The sequence below is a fragment of the Stenotrophomonas sp. STEN009 genome (genome assembly GCF_056760395.1).
Map to the genome: position 1 here is coordinate 53,109 of NZ_JBRRES010000012.1, position 15,509 is coordinate 68,617.

At 68.3% G+C, this 15,509-nt stretch carries 15 protein-coding genes; 7 read left to right on the forward strand and 8 right to left on the reverse strand.

Annotated features, from left to right (window positions below):
• The first annotated feature begins 107 nt into the window (after nucleotides 1-107).
• Complete coding sequence (locus ACVOMM_RS07830) at nucleotides 108-1,163, forward strand: DNA topoisomerase IB (RefSeq protein ID WP_481526094.1); 1,056 nt, start codon at nucleotides 108-110, stop codon at nucleotides 1,161-1,163.
• Here ACVOMM_RS07830 and ACVOMM_RS07835 read toward each other — a convergent pair.
• On the reverse strand, nucleotides 1,141-1,449 hold the full coding sequence (locus tag ACVOMM_RS07835; protein WP_128987665.1) for a hypothetical protein: 309 nt from the start codon (nucleotides 1,447-1,449) through the stop codon (nucleotides 1,141-1,143). The genes ACVOMM_RS07830 and ACVOMM_RS07835 overlap by 23 nt on opposite strands.
• Nucleotides 1,450-1,600: 151 nt before the next feature.
• On the opposite strand from ACVOMM_RS07835, the gene ACVOMM_RS07840 reads away from it, so the two are divergent.
• Entirely contained in the window at nucleotides 1,601-1,834 is a 234-nt protein-coding gene (locus tag ACVOMM_RS07840; protein WP_053516095.1) for a hypothetical protein, read from the forward strand.
• Nucleotides 1,835-1,868: 34 nt separating this feature from the next.
• Complete coding sequence (locus ACVOMM_RS07845; protein WP_065182097.1) at nucleotides 1,869-2,984, forward strand: SDR family oxidoreductase; 1,116 nt, start codon at nucleotides 1,869-1,871, stop codon at nucleotides 2,982-2,984.
• On the opposite strand, the gene ACVOMM_RS07850 is transcribed toward ACVOMM_RS07845, so the two are convergent.
• Complete coding sequence (locus ACVOMM_RS07850; RefSeq protein ID WP_481526106.1) at nucleotides 2,941-4,038, reverse strand: serine hydrolase domain-containing protein; 1,098 nt, start codon at nucleotides 4,036-4,038, stop codon at nucleotides 2,941-2,943. The genes ACVOMM_RS07845 and ACVOMM_RS07850 overlap by 44 nt on opposite strands.
• Nucleotides 4,039-4,294: 256 nt before the next feature.
• Between ACVOMM_RS07850 and ACVOMM_RS07855 the strand changes: the two genes are divergently transcribed.
• Nucleotides 4,295-4,921, forward strand: a complete 627-nt coding sequence (locus ACVOMM_RS07855; protein WP_053515975.1) for a hypothetical protein — start codon at nucleotides 4,295-4,297, stop codon at nucleotides 4,919-4,921.
• Nucleotides 4,922-4,930: 9 nt separating this feature from the next.
• Here ACVOMM_RS07855 and ACVOMM_RS07860 read toward each other — a convergent pair whose 3' ends face one another.
• Together ACVOMM_RS07860 and ACVOMM_RS07865 are read right to left on the reverse strand one after the other, a co-directional pair.
• Nucleotides 4,931-5,371, reverse strand: a complete 441-nt coding sequence (locus ACVOMM_RS07860) for a hypothetical protein (protein ID WP_481526095.1) — start codon at nucleotides 5,369-5,371, stop codon at nucleotides 4,931-4,933.
• A gap of 14 nt (nucleotides 5,372-5,385) precedes the next feature.
• Nucleotides 5,386-5,817 (reverse strand): Rap1a/Tai family immunity protein, encoded by a 432-nt coding sequence (locus tag ACVOMM_RS07865; RefSeq protein ID WP_481526096.1) that lies wholly within the window; start codon nucleotides 5,815-5,817, stop codon nucleotides 5,386-5,388.
• 171 nt (nucleotides 5,818-5,988) lie between these two features.
• Here ACVOMM_RS07865 and ACVOMM_RS07870 point away from each other — a divergent pair, with 171 nt between their 5' ends.
• The 3 genes from ACVOMM_RS07870 (at nucleotide 5,989) to ACVOMM_RS07880 (ending at nucleotide 8,979) form a co-directional block, all read left to right on the forward strand.
• A complete protein-coding gene (locus ACVOMM_RS07870) occupies nucleotides 5,989-6,390 on the forward strand; it encodes a hypothetical protein (protein ID WP_481526097.1) in 402 nt (133 codons plus the stop codon).
• Between the two features lie 225 nt (nucleotides 6,391-6,615).
• Nucleotides 6,616-7,002 carry a BlaI/MecI/CopY family transcriptional regulator gene (locus ACVOMM_RS07875; RefSeq protein WP_053515971.1) on the forward strand — a complete coding sequence of 129 codons (387 nt, stop codon included), beginning with the start codon at nucleotides 6,616-6,618 and terminating at the stop codon, nucleotides 7,000-7,002.
• Nucleotides 7,003-7,005: 3 nt separating this feature from the next.
• Complete coding sequence (locus ACVOMM_RS07880) at nucleotides 7,006-8,979, forward strand: M56 family metallopeptidase (RefSeq protein WP_481526098.1); 1,974 nt, start codon at nucleotides 7,006-7,008, stop codon at nucleotides 8,977-8,979.
• Between the two features lie 86 nt (nucleotides 8,980-9,065).
• Here the strand turns inward: ACVOMM_RS07880 and ACVOMM_RS07885 are convergent, their stop codons facing one another.
• From ACVOMM_RS07885 to ACVOMM_RS07900, 4 genes are all read right to left on the reverse strand, one after another.
• Nucleotides 9,066-9,401 carry an I78 family peptidase inhibitor gene (locus ACVOMM_RS07885; RefSeq protein ID WP_065182092.1) on the reverse strand — a complete coding sequence of 112 codons (336 nt, stop codon included), beginning with the start codon at nucleotides 9,399-9,401 and terminating at the stop codon, nucleotides 9,066-9,068.
• A 17-nt stretch (nucleotides 9,402-9,418) separates the two neighbouring features.
• On the reverse strand, nucleotides 9,419-11,548 hold the full coding sequence (locus ACVOMM_RS07890; protein WP_481526099.1) for a DUF4132 domain-containing protein: 2,130 nt from the start codon (nucleotides 11,546-11,548) through the stop codon (nucleotides 9,419-9,421).
• Nucleotides 11,549-11,680: 132 nt separating this feature from the next.
• On the reverse strand, nucleotides 11,681-12,721 hold the full coding sequence (locus tag ACVOMM_RS07895) for a ribonuclease H-like domain-containing protein (RefSeq protein WP_065182090.1): 1,041 nt from the start codon (nucleotides 12,719-12,721) through the stop codon (nucleotides 11,681-11,683).
• Complete coding sequence (locus ACVOMM_RS07900; RefSeq protein ID WP_065182089.1) at nucleotides 12,718-15,207, reverse strand: DEAD/DEAH box helicase; 2,490 nt, start codon at nucleotides 15,205-15,207, stop codon at nucleotides 12,718-12,720. Before ACVOMM_RS07900 ends, ACVOMM_RS07895 begins: the two co-directional genes overlap by 4 nt.
• Nucleotides 15,208-15,509: the final 302 nt, after the last annotated feature.

The following is a 15,509-nucleotide window of genomic DNA, read 5'->3' on the forward strand; positions in this document are numbered from 1 at the left end:
ACTCCGGAAGGGACTGTGAAAGCCGGAGCATAGCCGCGAACCCATCCTCACGTGTTTGTCTTGCGTTATTGACGCGGCCGCGTCATGTCGATCGCCACACTGCTGGCATGCCCACGTCCCCCACACCCGAGCGCGCGGCGGCGCGCGCGGCCGGCCTGCGCTACGTTGATGACACCCAACCGGGCTTCACCCGGCTGCGTGCAGGCAAAGGCTTCCGTTACCGTGATGCTGACGGCCACGCAGTGCGCGATGCGGCCACGCTGCAGCGTATCCGCGCATTGGCCATTCCCCCGGCTTACACCGCGGTATGGATCTGTGCGTATGCCAACGGCCACCTGCAGGCGACCGGCCGCGATGCGCGTGGCCGCAAGCAGTACCGTTATCACGCCGACTGGGCGAAGGTGCGCGATGCCGGCAAGTTCGATCGGATCATTGCGTTCGGCGAGGCACTGCCCACGCTGCGGCGGCGGCTGGCACGCGACCTGCGGCAGTCCGGATTTCCGCGGACCAAGGTGCTGGCCGTGGTGGTGGCGCTGCTGGCCGATACGCTGGTACGGATCGGCAATGAGACCTATGCCCGCGAGAACCGCTCGTTCGGGCTGACCACCCTGCGCAACCGCCACCTCGAGCTGCTTCGCGGCGGGCGGGTACGCATGCGGTTCCGGGGCAAGTCCGGCCAACTGCAGGAGGTGACGGTGGGCGACCGCCGCCTGGGCCAGATGGTGCGACGGTTGCAGCAGCTGCCGGGGCAGTCGTTGTTCCAGTACCGCGACGATGATGGCCAGGTGCAGCCGGTCGATTCCGGCGCAGTGAACGAGTACCTGCGCGACGTGATGGGTGAGGACTTCACCGCCAAGGATTTCCGTACCTGGGGCGGCACGGTGGCGGCGGTGCAGGCACTGGCTGCCACCGCGCTGCCCGAGCCTGCCAGCCAGCGCGCACTGGCCGCAGCACAGCGCGAGGTGGTCTGCCAGGTTGCCGCGCGTCTGGGCAACACCCCTGCGGTGTGCCGCAGGGCATACATCGATCCCTGTGTGTTCGCCGGCTGGGAGCGTGGCGAACTCACCGCGCTGGCGGGCCTGCGCGGCCCGCGGCAGTGGGAACAGGCCACGTTGCGTGTACTGCGGCGGGCACGCCGGCTCAGCCGCAGTAGATCGCCGTGATGTTGTTGGTGCGTCCCTTCTCGATGGTCAGGCGATCACCGCCTTCGCTGGCGGGCGGAACACGCGGACCGTCGTGGCGCAGCACCTGCACGTGCAGGCTGTCGCTGTCCACGCGTGCACGTTCAACGGTGGCCGCCGATGCTGCCAGACCGACGGCGCCGCGCACCATGTCGCTGTGGCACTGGCCGGAAATCACGCCGTCGATCGGTTGAACCTGTGCGATTGGCGTGCTGCTGCATGCGGCGACGGCAAAGGTCAGTGCGGCTACGCTGAATGCGCGGATCATGATCCTGCTCCATGGTGATGAGGACGCCAGCGTGCCGCGCGCGGCGTGGTGGCGGCATGAACGGCGTGCACATGCGGGACACGGTGCATTCACCGTAGCCGACAGCGGCGATGGCCACACTGCTTGTACTGGCACGCCACGGAGATATGACATGGCCACCTGTGATGTATGCGGCAACGACTACGACAAGAGTTTCACCCTGCAGCAGGGCGGGCGCAGCGGCACGTTCGACTCGTTCGAATGCGCGATCCACGCCTTCGCGCCACGCTGTGCGCACTGCAACTGCACCGTGATCGGCCACGGCGTCGAAGGCAACGGGCAGATCTTCTGCTGTGCGCACTGCGCTGGCCATGCCGGCGTGCAGGGCGTTGCCGATCGCGCCTGAGCCCACCCCATTCCCCACACCTGAAGGAGACCGCATGGCTACGAGCAAGAAGGTTCCCGCCCGCCGCAAGGCGTCGCCCAAAGTACGCAAGGGTACGAAGGCAGCTGCCGAGGGCAGCGCCGCAGCAGCGGCCGAACGCCCCCGCGTGGTGAAGACGGCAACCCGCAAGGCCGCCGCCGGTGATCCACGTGCCGCCCGGGTTGCGGCCCGCCAGCGACGCCTGCAGGACCAGGAAAAGGCCAAGGATGCGCGTGCGGCGAAGAAGGCGACCAGGAAGAAGGCAACCCAGGCGGGCACGCGACGCCAGCCGGAGACCCTGCCTGCCCAGCACCTGGCCAAGCCGGGACATGAGCACGAACTGGACCTGGCCCCGCGCTTCCTGGCACCGGACTACGTCGGCAGCGGCAAGCTGCAGGGCATGCGCGCGATCGTCACCGGCGGCGATTCCGGGATCGGACGCGCCGTCGCTGTCCTGTTCGCGCGCGAGGGGGCGGACGTGGCGGTGCTGCACCTTGATGAGGCCGAGGATGCCGAGATCACCCGCCAGCATGTGGAGAGCGAGGGCGGACGCTGCGTGGTGATTGCGGGCGACGTGCGCGATCCGCGTTTCTGCAACAAGGCGGTGAAGCAGGTCGCCAAGGCCTTCGGGGGCGTCGACATCCTGGTCAACAACGCCGCGTTCCAGCTGCACTGCGAACGCCTGGAGGACCTGGAGGACGAGCATCTGCAGGAGACGCTGCAGACCAATATCGGCGGCTACGTGCAGATGGCACGGGCCGTGCTGCCACACCTGGGCGAGGGCGCCAGCATCATCAACACGGGTTCGGAAACCGGCCTCTTCGGCAGCAAGGCGCTGATCGACTATTCGGCGACCAAGGGAGCGATCCACGCTTTCACCAAAGCCTTGGCCAGCCAGCTGCTGCCGCGTGGCATCCGGGTCAACTGCGTGGCCCCCGGCCCGGTGTGGACGCCGCTCAATCCTGCGGACAAGCAGGCCCCCGACGTGGCCGAGTTCGGCAAGGACAGTGACATGGGGCGCCCGGCACAGCCGGAGGAGCTGTCTCCGGCCTATGTATTCCTGGCGTCACCGGCCTGCGCCAGCTACATCAGCGGGGTGATCCTGCCGGTGATGGGCGGCCCGCGGGGCTGACCGGGGGCGCATACAGATCGGCGATGCGCGGAATGAAGCGCTGCGGGTTGGCACCGACCAGGTTGGTGAGCACCACCACGGCGATGCCGCGGTCAGGGTAGACGACGAAGGCCGAGCGCGCGCCACCGATGCCGGCGACCTGGCGGTCCGGCGCACCCTGCAGTACCGGCCAGCCGGCAGACCACGGGCCTGCCCTGCCATCGGCCAGCGGCTCGGCGGTCCACATCCGTGTGCGCCCATCCTCGCGCAGCAGTCGCCCGTCCAGCAGTGCGACCAGCCAGCGCGCGGTGTCATCGGCGGTGGTAAGGATGCCGCCGCCGGACCACAGGCTGGGCGGCACGTCGTAGAACCAGTGCGACAGCCGTGGCGGAGTATCGGCGGCTTCGGTCGCGCGCGGGGCCAGGCTGTACATCGTGGCGGCGTCGGGGATCAGGTCGTAACTGTCGCCGAAGGTGGTGCGTGCCATGCCAGCGGCGCCGAACTGCTGGCTGGCCAGGAAGCGGTCGTAGGGCATGCCCGACTGCCGCGCGATGATCCGCGCCAGGAGCAGATAGTTGGTCTGGTTGTAGGCGAAACGCTGGCCAGGTGCCGCCTCCATCGGCTGTGCGGTCACGGCCTGCCAGGCCTGTGCCTCGGTGCCTCCGCCCAGCAGACCGCGCTCGTCAAGGATGTCCGGCAGGCCGGAGGTGTGGGCCAGCAGCTGACGTACGCGCACGGTCTGCCAGGCGGCCGGAAGTGCATCCAGATAGCGCGATAGCGGTGCATCCAGATCCAGCCGGCCCTGCTGTGCCAGCTGTGCGGCGGCGACGCCGGTAAAGGCCTTGGTGGCGGAGTTCAACGGGAATCGCGTGCTGCGTGTGGCGGGCACGCCGTTTTCCACGTTGGCCAAGCCGAACGCTTCGGACAGCACGACCTGGCCGCCCTTGACCACTGCGATCTGCAGGCCTGCAATGCGCTCGTCCTGCAATGTCTGGCGGATCAGGCGGCGAGCCTGTTCGTTCGCCGGCTCCGGGCTGGCTGACGCCGGCGAGAGGGGCAGAGCAGCAAGCAGCAGGAGCAGAAGGCGGAGCGATGGGCGGAACATGGGTTATTCCCGGCGGGATGTGCGGATGGGATGCAGCAGGCAGCAGGAGGGTTTAGATGCTGCCGTTGCGACTTTCCGGGAGGGAGGACATTCCAGCGGAGCCGGCAGTCCACCCTGACTGCGTTGATGCCGATACTGACAGCGAACGGAGGATGCCTGCTGCCGGACTTGCTACAGTCTGTCCGCTGCACGCAACGCAGACCCATGCCCAGGAGGAAGGGCGGCGATGTCCGAACCGTACTCGGCTTTTCTCAGATTGAGCATGTCACGCGCAGATCTTGCGCGGTGGCTTGCGGCAGCACCGCCGGACGTGTCCCGCTGGTCGGACTGGCGCTCCATCGGCGGGCAGTGGAGTCTTCCCGGAGGCGGGGATCTTTCCGACCCGGATGCGCCGGGTCTGCAGACGCTCATTTCAGACTGCAACGCGATGTTGGCGCGCCATCGGGACAACCGCGCGGCACTGGAGTTCGTGCTGGGATCGGCAGAGGCGGAGAACATCAGGATTGCGGCCTATGACCATCAGGGAAGACACTTCGTTGCCGGGTCGTTGACCTATTCGGAGAGTCTCTACGACATCCTGTTCTTTCTGGCCCTGGGGCGCAGCGCAGCCGAGTTCCTGGCCACGGACGATGCCGGCCTGGTCGTTGTCCACGACTATCTGTGGGGCGAGGACGGCGAACGGAGAACGGTCGCCGCGCTTGGCCTCGCTGGAAACGGACACTCCGCATTCCTGGGGCCCGACGCCTCCGCTGCCGCCGCCCGCGAGTTCGACGAACGGGTCGAGGCGATGCTGGATGGACAGGACGATCCGGACTTCTTCCCGCGCGATCAGCTGCAGGATCTGCGGGACTGATCCCGCGCATCAGCTATTGTTGAAGGGCACATAGGGTGTAAACGGCCTGGAAGGATCGAAGTCCTTCTGGCCAGGGTACAGAAGGCAATAGAGCCTGCCTTCATGCACGACTGCCAACGGGTAACAGGCATCCTGCCTGCTCATTCCGCCTGCGCCGCATTCCTGGAGGCCTTCCAGCACCTCCATGGCGGCGCACTTTCCGGCCTTGCAGTCATGTTCCTGGATCGCGCTGAAGCCCTTTGAATAGAAGATCCTCGGTGCCCGATAGCCCTGCAGCGGTTGCAGGTGCTTGGCCAGGGCGGCGTAGGCCCTGTCCACTTCCTCCCGCTCACCCAGGTTGAACGTGGAAGGCGAGTCCGATGTGAACCTGAACTTCGCAGGATCCGTCTCGCACTCCCACGCATGTGAGGCGGGAATGTGCAGCACAAGCAATGCGAACGTACTGATCAAGGATCGGGGCATCATCACTCCTGGGCAGGTCTGCTGTTGCTCGATGGAGCCGCATGGGAACACGGGAAAGAGTGAACCAGCGCTTCCCGCGCCAGCGTCGATGCGTCTTCCTCGAGGCGGGCGCGCGGAAGCGCCTTCAGGTGGCTGTACACGCGATCCACAAGCTCATGGGGCAGGACCGTGGCTCGTCCACACCATTGCCCGGCGCTGCTGTCGGCGACTGCCGCGATGTAACCCTGGGCCCAGGACACCGCGCGAGCGCGGCACAGTGCGTCGCTGCACTCACTCCCCTCCTCGTTGCCTGTGATTCGCTCCAGCAGTGCGCGGCCACTGGAAAGTGCATTGCCTGCGTCTGCAGCGTGCGCGGGCAGGGCGGCGGACAGGCACGCCGCAAGGAAGGAGGCTGTTGAAGGCCGCCGCAGCCAGCGGCCAACCGGAGTACGCATGCATGCGATTCCTGAAGATGGAGAAGAGAAGGCTCGTCGCCAGGGCCAACTCTATCGGATCGGTAAGTGGAGGGAAGGGTTTCCGGGCGTACGATAAGTCATGCAGGTCACATGCGCCTGTCGTCCCGCTGGTTCGCAGCGGCATGCTTTAGCTGATTCTGGGGAGTGACAATGGATCTGGAAGTTCTGGAGAAGTGGTGTCAGGACGGGATTACAATGTTGTCGTCTCCGGGTGATGTTCCTCATGTTGTTGAGTTGCGGAGGAAGACGGTTGCGCATTTTTCGCGCAGTCCGAAGCTTTACGAGTTGGCAAAGGATATTGCTGAGGGCTTGAATGATCTTCCTGAGGATTCGAGGCGGGCTGCGAAGGACTACCTGATCTCCACTTATGGTTTCAGTTTTGAGTTTTTTGTGGATAGGAAGTTGGCCAAGGTTCGCGAAATTCTGAAGCGCGGAAAAATCAGAAGCGCGGCGGAGTTTCGTGCGTTGTCCGATTTTGCAGCGGACGTGGAGGTCGAGGAGGGGCTCGCTCGAGATGCAGAGTTACTTCTTGCGAGCTATTCCAAGGCCTGAAATATGCTGAGCCTGGGCCTTGATGCTCGGCACAAGTCATATTTGCAGGGTGGGATCGACCAATGACTCAGTGCTGGCCTCGCCGGTTCCCAGCCCAGCAGCTGCCGCGTCGGCTGCATCCGCTGCGCTTGCCCCCTACCGTTCGTCGGCCCATGACTTCCGGGGGGTTGACTACAGGTGTCGTCACGCCGACAGTGACGACACGTGTAGTCAAGGGAGCCTGTCATGCGCGGCAAAACCATCGGGGACCAGGAGCTGGCCCTGCTGCAGTACATCGATGAACATGCGCCGGCCAGTGTCGGCGAGGTCGCCAGCGGCTATGGCGAGGCGCGCGGGCTGGCCCGTTCCACCGTGCTGACGATGATGGAGCGGCTGCGCACCAAGGGTTACCTGCAGCGACGGCAGCACGAAGGCCTGTACCGCTACCAGGCCACCCGTGGCCCTGACAGCGTGCTGCAGGGTGCGGTGGCCCAGTTCGTCGACAACACCCTGCAGGGCTCGGTGTCGCCGTTCGTGGCCTATCTTTCGCAGCGCCAGCAGGTCAGCGACAACGAGCTGGCCGAGCTGGAAGCGCTGGTCGCCCAGCTCCAATCGCGTCGCCACGAGGGCTGAGCCATGGACACCACGATGCTGATCCCGATGCTGGAACGGCTGGGCTGGACCAGCCTGCAGACCGTACTGCTGGTGGCGCTGGTGTATGCCGTGTGCCGGCTGATGCCGTCGCTGTCGGCCGCCACGCGTTGCCGGTTGTGGTGGCTGGTTTCGTTGCAGGCCGTGCTCGGCCTGGTGTGGAGCCAGCCGGTGCAGCTGCCCTGGTTGCCCGCGTCGCCGTCGGTGGTGATGACCGCTACCGATATCGCCGCCGATGTGGTCTATCCGCTGTCTGCGGAAGGCTCCGCGCAGCTGCTGGCCACGATGCCGGCAGAGGTCGTGGCGACGCCCGCAACAGCGTGGTGGGCGCTTGCACTGGCCGCGCTGTGGGCCTCCGGTGTCCTGCTGATGGTTTGGCGCACCCTGGCGGAGTGGCGGCGTTGCCGCGCGCTGCTGGCCGCCGCGTATCCCTGCGAGGACGCGGCGCTGGTGCAGGCGCTGCACCTGGCCGCCGACGCGCATGGACTTCGCCGCCCGCCGCGCCTGTGGATGAGCGCACAGATCGATGCGCCGCAGCTGGTCGGGCCGCTGCGCCCGGTGCTGCTGCTGCCGGCCGGCGCCACTGCACTGCAGGGCGACGCGCTGGACCTGGCATTGACCCATGAACTGCAGCACCTGCAGCGCCGTGACCTGCAGTGGGGATTGTTGCCGGCACTGGCGCAGCACCTGTTCTTCTTCCACCCGCTGCTGCGGCTGTCTGTGCGTGAGTACGCCCAGGCCCGGGAAGAAGCGGTGGATGAGGCGGTGGTGGGCCAGCATGGGGCCAGTCGCCACGCGTACGGGCGTCTGCTGCTGCAGCTGGGCGTTGCACCGCAGCCGCACCTGGGCGTGGCCAGTGCCGCGCCGGACACGACCAGCCTCAAGCGCCGGCTGCTTTCGCTGCAGCCGCGCAAGGCCTGCCCGCGCGTGCTCGCGGTTGCCCTGACGGCCGTGGTGCTGGTGGTGGGTGTGGCACCCATGCGACTGGTCGCAGCGCCGGTGCCGCCGGCGCCTCCCGCACCGCCGGCGGCCCCGAAGCCCCTGTCGCCGCCGCCGGCTCCGAAGGCACCGCCGGCGCCGGCAGCGTCGGCGCACCTGCCGGCCGTGCCGGTTCCCCCCGCGCCGCCGGCTGACGTGACCGGGCCGGACGATGTGACCGGACCCGATGATGCCGATGTGGGGGCCTTCGACGATGCGACCGACGTGGACGAGGACCATGACGGCATGACCTCTACCGGCACCTCCATCACCACCTACGGGACGTTGGATCTGGGCGAGTCGCCGCGCCAGGCCTACGTGCTGGTGGATGGGGATTCGACCTTCGCCAATGGCGGCATCGATGACGTGGCGCAGGCCCGCAGGCAGCTCGGCAAGGGACCGGCACTGTGGTTCCGCCAGGGTGACAAGCGCTACGTGGTGCGTGATCCGATGCTGGTGCAGTCACTGCAACGTGCCTATGCCGGCGCGGCGGAACTGGGCCGTCAGCAGGGCGAACTGGGACGCCAGCAGAGCGTGCTGGGTCGCCAGCAGGGCGAGCTCGGCCGCCAGCAGGGCGAACTGGGCCGGTTGCAGAGCGAACATGCACGCCAGATCGCGCAGGATGCGCTGCGCACTGCGCGCAGTGCGATGGCTGCCCATGACATCAATCGTGAAGCGGCGGCCGAAGCGGCCAGGGCCGCGCGTGACTCGGTCGACGATGCAGCGCTTGCGCGGCAGGCCGCCGCTGAAGCGCGGCGCGCCCTGCAGGAGGCTCGTGATGACGAACGCCAGTCGGGGCGGAGCAGCGAGATGGGTCGGCTGGCCGGAGAGCAGGCCGCGCTGGCCAGCCGCCAGGCGGCGCTGGGCAGCCAGCAGGCCGCGCTCGGCGAACGCCAGGCACGCCTGCACGAGCGGGCCTCGCGACAGGCGCAGCAGGTGATCGCCCGTGCGCTGGCCAATGGCAAAGCCCAGCAGCTGTGAAACGGCGGTAGCGCCGGGCCATGCCCGGCGTGCCCAGCGCGGTGCATGCGGATGGAAACCGCCGGGCCATGCCCGGCGTTAGCGGCTCAACCGCAGTTGGCGCGCACGATCCGATTCTGCGCGTCGACCTCGATGGTGACCCGGTCCTCGCGGAAATCCATGGTCACCGCCATGCCGGGCTTCACCACCCGCGCCGTGCGTGCACCACTGGCTTGAACCACCTGCTTCACCGTGGCCTCGTCGGCGGTCCTGCCTGCCAGCCCCTCCAGCTTTTCCGGGTTGCATCGCTGCGGGCTTCCTGCGACATGCGGAGGCCGGGGTGCAGGATCGCTGCTGCTGCCACTGCCTGCACTGCCGCCCGCATGGCTGCAGGCGGCCAGCGGCAGGGTACAACCGAGCATCAACCAGAGACTGGAACGCATCGCGGATCCTCCACGCATCAGGAGCCGACAGTCTCATCGATCGGGGCTTCAGGGGGCGTCAATACCCGTTCGGCGAGCTGTTCGATGCGGCCCAGCAGCTGCGCCAGCACGGCATCGTCGTAGGGCAGCCAGCGGCGTGGCCGCGCCGGCAGGTCCGGCAGGGCCAGCGTCTGCCCGGCAAGGCTGGCGCGGGCGGTGGCCAGGTGCAGCCTGTAGTGGCCGACCTGCACATGGCGGCGCTGGAAGTTCATCAGGTCACGCTGCGGATGAGCGGCCAGCAGATGCTCCAGGGTGCGCCCGCGCAAGCGGACCATGCGGGCCGGCGGCAGTGGCATGCCCTCGCCACCGCATGCGCAGGTGCTGGCCAGCAGGTCGAGTTCGCGCAGCAGTTCGGACGCCACCACTGCGGGCAGCTCGCGCGCCTGCACCGGTTGCCACGCGTCGCGATGCTGCCGCTGGAACTGCACGCGGCCGCTGCGGATCTCACCGGCAAGGCCATGCGACAGCGGTGCTGACAACTGCCAGCCGATCCGCCACGGGCCTTTGGCCAACATCAGCTGGCCGCCGTCATCGCCGTGCCAGCCTTGCCGACGGGCCAGCCCGGCCAAGGTCGCCACCGACAGCGTCAGCCCATTGAATGCAGCGGTATCGGCGGGTTCGCCGCGGGCGTCCAGATAGTGTTCGCGGAACACCTGGCGAAGCGGTTGCCGGCAGCGCTGCTCGATCAGCCGCGCGCGCCAGGCGGCGCGCAGATGGGGTTGGCTGCGGGCGGGATGCCACAGGCGCAGACGGTTGCGGCCCTGCAACGCGACCACGATGCCATGCGCATCGGCGAACGCCTCTGCGCCGTCCACCGGCATCGCATCGATCCAGTGCCCGCGCGCATCGGCGAGCTGCCAGACCAGGCCCTGCAGCAGGGTGGCCAATGCCGGTTGCCGGCACGCGTCGCGCCAGTCCTGCAGTGCCCACTCGCCGCCCAGCACGAACGTGGCCTCCAAGGCACGGGCCAGGCTGGCCAGTGAGCGCCTGCCGGCGGCAATGACCGGCAGGCGCAGCAGCAGTTGCGGGCGCTGTGCGAGGCGGCGTTCGGCGGCGGCCAGATGGCGGTCCAGCTTCCGCGCGATACCGGCATGGCGCACCTGCGACCGCGCCAGCGCCAGCGCGGCGATGGCCTCGGGGGTGGGCATCGCATTGACCGCCTTGGCCAGCGCCACAGCCACCGATTGCGAGGGCAGGGTCCGGGCGGCGGTCGGGGCAACGCACACCGGTGGCAGCACCTGCGCCAGCAAGGGCCGCAGCCAGGGCGCATCGCATTCCAGTGCCGCGCGCGTGGCACGCCAGAGCACACCGGCTTCGGCGATGCTGAAGGCACGGTCAGCGATGTAGGGCGCCTGGCCACTGTGGATCGCCTGCAGGCGCTGCGCTGCCTGCTGCAATGCGTGCTCGGCGAACTGCAGGTAGGTGTCGTGTTCGCTCAGTGGCTGCAGATCGGCGGGTGCCGGATCGATGTCGGCCTCGGTGGGGTACAGCTCGGCGATGCGGGCATGGCGCAACAGGTCCTGCAACGGCCAGTGCGCCACCAGGCGCAGCTCATCACGCAGCAGCGGGTGCGCGCTGCAGCCGTCCAGCAGCGAGGCCAGCGTTCCGCTGCCGTCGGCACCGGCACAGCGCGCCAACGCCAGCAGCGACAGTGCATCGCTGCCGGCTTCGACGCTTGCCCCGGCGTGCAGGCCGCAGTGCTGCAGCAATGCCAGCGCGGGCGCCTGCAGCCGCTCGTGGCCGGGCTCGGTGCAGCGCGCAAGCAGGGCCACGCCGTCGACCGGACGAAGCGCGCCCGACCGTGTAGCGGTGCTGCGCCGGGACAAGCGCAGCAGTGCAGCGGCGCAGATCGCAACGGTAAGACGGGGCTGCCGCTGCGCGTCGGCGTCGAGAATGCGGTGCGCCCACTGGCGCGCGCTATCCGTGAGCGGCAGCCCGTCGCACCCCAGGGCCATCGGCAGCAGGCTGGCCAGTTGCCCGTCATCCAGCCGGGCCAGCAGCGCCGCCTGGTCCTCGCCATGGAATCCGGCCAGCGTGCTGGACGCCTCCGTGCCGGCCAGCAGGGCAGCAAGGGAGCGCAGCTGGGGGCCCGGGACCTGGGTGCTCATGGAACCTCCGTGTCGTGAGCCGCGCCAGTCTCCGGCGGGGCCGCCTGGGGGTCCAGCGGCAGGGCATCATTCTGCCAACCCCATCGCATTCAGTCATAAAGTGACACCGTCCGCGAACGCGCAGGACCCGGCTCAGGCCATGCCGGGCGGCGCCTGCAGGGCGAGCAGTTCGCGCTCCTGTGCTTCCTCGCGGACCAGCCGCTGCAGCAGCAGGGCCAGGGTCACCACGTCCTGGTGATTGTGATCGGCCACCCGGCGCAGGTTCACCGCGTCGCCGCCGCGCAGGAACCGCAGCCACGCGCCCGGTGCCTCCGATCCCGGCAGATCGTCTTCGCGGATCACGCGCAGCAGCTGGCGCTCGATGGTGGACAGCCTGCAGTTCTCCCAGGTGCCGCGATAGCGGCGGCGGGTCGGATACAGCAGGTCGACATGATCCAGGGCACTGATCGGGTCGCGTTGGCGCGCCAGCCGGTAGCGCGCCTTCAGCAGGGGCGCATCGTAGCTGCGGCCGTTGTAGCTGCAGAACACCGTGGAGGGCTGCAGCCAGCCGGCGAAGGTGGCCAGCATCGCCTCTTCGGCGGCCATCGTCGATATCAGCAACTGGCGGATGCGCAGGCCTTCGCCGCGCTGCGGGCAGGTGTACCAGTCGGCAGCACCGATCATGAAGGCGCGGGTACCGGTGCCGCCGGCCAGCCCGGTGGTCTCGGTATCGAAGAACAGCAGGTCGTGCGCGGCCACGTGCTCGTTCTCGCGCCGGGCGAACGCCAGCGACAGGGGAACCTTCGGAACCGGCTGCGGCTGCAGGGATTCGATCAGGAACAGGCCTGGCGCGATCTCCTCGCCGGGCAGCCGCCGGTCCTGTGCGGTCGCGTGCACGGGCGCTGCGCTGCCGCGTGTGCGCAATCCCAGCAGGCGATGCAGGCTGCCGACGTGGGGCTGCCGCAACGGTGGCGTGGTGGGGGCGGGTGTCATGACGGCCGGGCCGGTCGGCTTGTGGCGGATCTCCTGTTCAACCCAGGCGAATACCGAGCGTTCGGCCGGTGGCTGCCGCGCATCATTAGCCGCTGCCGGGACGACCGCTGCGGGCGCCGCCGCCGTGACAGCCGGCGGCCCGGCCTTCGGGTCGCCCGCCTGCTTCCGCAGCAGACGCAGCTTGTCCAGGCTCAGGCTCACGGTGCCAGCAGCTCCACGGCGCCACGGGTGGCGGGCACCGCATCGGGCACGTGCTGGCAGGCGTCGGCATCGAACAGGTCCAGCACGCGCAATGCCAGTGCGCGCGGCGAGGTCTCGTCCTCCTCCTGCGCCGCCAGTACCGGGCCGACGCAGGCCGGACAGCCCGCCGTGCAGTCGCAGCGCTGCACGAGTTCGCGCGCGCGCTGCACCAGCTCCGCCTGGCGCTGCCACAGGGGTTCGCTCAGGCCGACGCCGCCCGGGAAGTTGTCGTACAGGTACACGGTCGGCACGAACACCTGCAGCAGCTCGACCGCGCCCGGATCGCCATCGCTGCCGCGCAGCTGGCCGCGGCCGCTCTGGTCGGCGACCGCGAACCATGCACCGTCGCCATTGCCGACCGACTTCTGCAGATCGCGTGCGTCGGCCATCACCGCCACCGTAGCGACGATGTGCAGCGCGTAGGCGGCACCCAGGAAGCCATCCAGCGCGTCCTGCCGGCTGGCGAACGCACGCAGCAGCAGCGCCTGCGGCAGCTGCCACCACACTGCGGTGGTGTGCAGTTCCTGGTCGGGCAGGTTGACCGGGCCGTAGCCGATGTTCTCGTGGGTGTAGTACCGGATCTTCTTGTAGCCGGCCACGCGGCGCACCACGTGCACTTCGCCGTGGTGCGAATCGCCGCGACCGGCCACGCCGCCGTCGAAACGATCCAGCACCTTGAGCTTGGTGAAGTCGATGCTGTCGGTGTAGTAGTCCACGTGGGTGCGGGTGACGTAGGCCTTGCGCCCCTCCCAGTCCAGCGTCTCCACCTGGTACGGCGTGGACTGCACCATGTGGATGGCGCCCTCGTACAGGGTCAGCGCGGCGGCGGAGTAATCGACCTCGGCGATGATCTGCTGGCGGCCGTCGCTGCGGTCGACCACCACGAAGTTGCCGTCGGCCACCGCGCGCAGGCTCACCGCGTTGGCCGGATAGCTGTCGGCGATCCACTCCCAGCGCTCGCCTTCGCGATGGACCACGTCGGTCTCGGCCAGGGCTTCCAGGAATACCTCCGGATCGATCGGGCCGAAGCCATCGCCGACCCGGAACGGCAGCTCGAATGCCGCGCAGCGGATGTGGTCGAACAGGATCAGTGGCTGGTCCGGGGCGATGCGCGCATGTTCGGGCGAGGCTTCGGCGAAGAAGTCCGGATGGCGTACCACGTACTGGTCCAGTGGCTGCGAACTGGCCACCATCACGCCCAGCGCGGGCTGCTGGCGGCGTCCAGCGCGGCCGAAACGCTGCCAGGTGGCGGCCACGCTGCCCGGATAGCCGTTGAGGATCACCACGTCCAGACTGCCGATATCCACGCCCAGTTCCAGCGCCGAGGTGCTGACGATGCCATCGATGCTGCCCGCGCGCATGGCGCGTTCGGTCTCGCGACGCTCGGTGGGCAGGTAACCGCCGCGATAGGCGCGGATGCGCGGTGGCTTGCGCGGATCGTGGTCGAAGATGTCCTTCAGGTACTTGGTCAGCACTTCGACCATCAGCCGCGTCTGCGCGAACACCAGGGTCTTGAGGCCGGACTTGATCGCGATGCGGGCGATGCGGTTGCTCTGCGAACGCGCCGATGCACGCAGGCCCAGGTCCGGGTTGATGACCGGCGGGTTCCACAACAGCACCTGCTTCGGTCCGCTGGGCGCACCGGACTCGGTGATGGCGGTGACCGGTGCTTCGATCAGGGCCTCGGCATGTGCCTGCGGATTGCCGATGGTGGCCGAGCACAGGATGAACTGGGGTTGCACGCCATAGAACGCACAGATGCGCTTGAGCCGGCGCAGTACGTTGGTGACATGGCTGCCGAACACGCCGCGGTAGGTATGCACTTCGTCGATGACGATGTAGCGCAGGTTCTCGAAGAACTGCGCCCACTTGGTGTGATGCGGCAGGATCGCCTGGTGCAGCATGTCGGGATTGGATACCACGATGTCGCCATGCAGGCGGATCGCCTGCCGTGCGTCCCCGGGCGTGTCGCCATCGAAGGTGAACGCCTTCACCCCGAGATCGCCGGCGCGGTTGAGCTCCAGCAGTTCGGCCACCTGGTCCTGCGCCAGCGCCTTGGTGGGGAACAGGTACAGCGCCTTGGCGTTGTCCTGCATGGCCGCGCTGACCACCGGCAGGGTGTAGCACAGCGACTTGCCGCTGGCGGTCGGGGTGACGATGGCCACATGCTCGCCGCGCTGGCTGGCCTCCCAGGCCTCGGCCTGGTGGCTGTACAGCTGTTCGATGCCACGTGCCTTCAATGCGGCGGCAAGGGCCGGCGGTACCGATTCCGGAATGGGCGCATATCGGCCCTCGCGGCCGGGGATGGCAAAGCTGCCGGTGATGCGGTCGTGGTAGCGGCGCTGCAGGCGCGCGCTGAGCAGGGCACCGTCGCGGGCGGGCAGACCGTCGCGGGTCGCGAGTTGCTGCTCCGCGTCGGCGGTGCGCTTGGCGAGTTCGTAGGCCATGGGTGCACGGATTCCAGGGGGGCACATGGCACCACAGATGGGTCTCAGGATGTGAGACCCCGCAGCGGGACGGAGTGAACCGTTCAGTGCGCGGGCGGCAGCCGGACGTCGAATCCAGTGAAACGCCTGCCGCGTGCGCCGGAACAACGGGCTGGCCCGCCTCGAACAATTGACAGGTGCACCTCGCGGGCGCGGACGTGCAGTCCACTTCAGCGCGGGCTGAACAGCGCGCGCCGTTCCAACGAAATCTGAAGCCGCCATCCGTATCCTCAGGCGAAGGATGCAACCAACAGGGGCGGTAG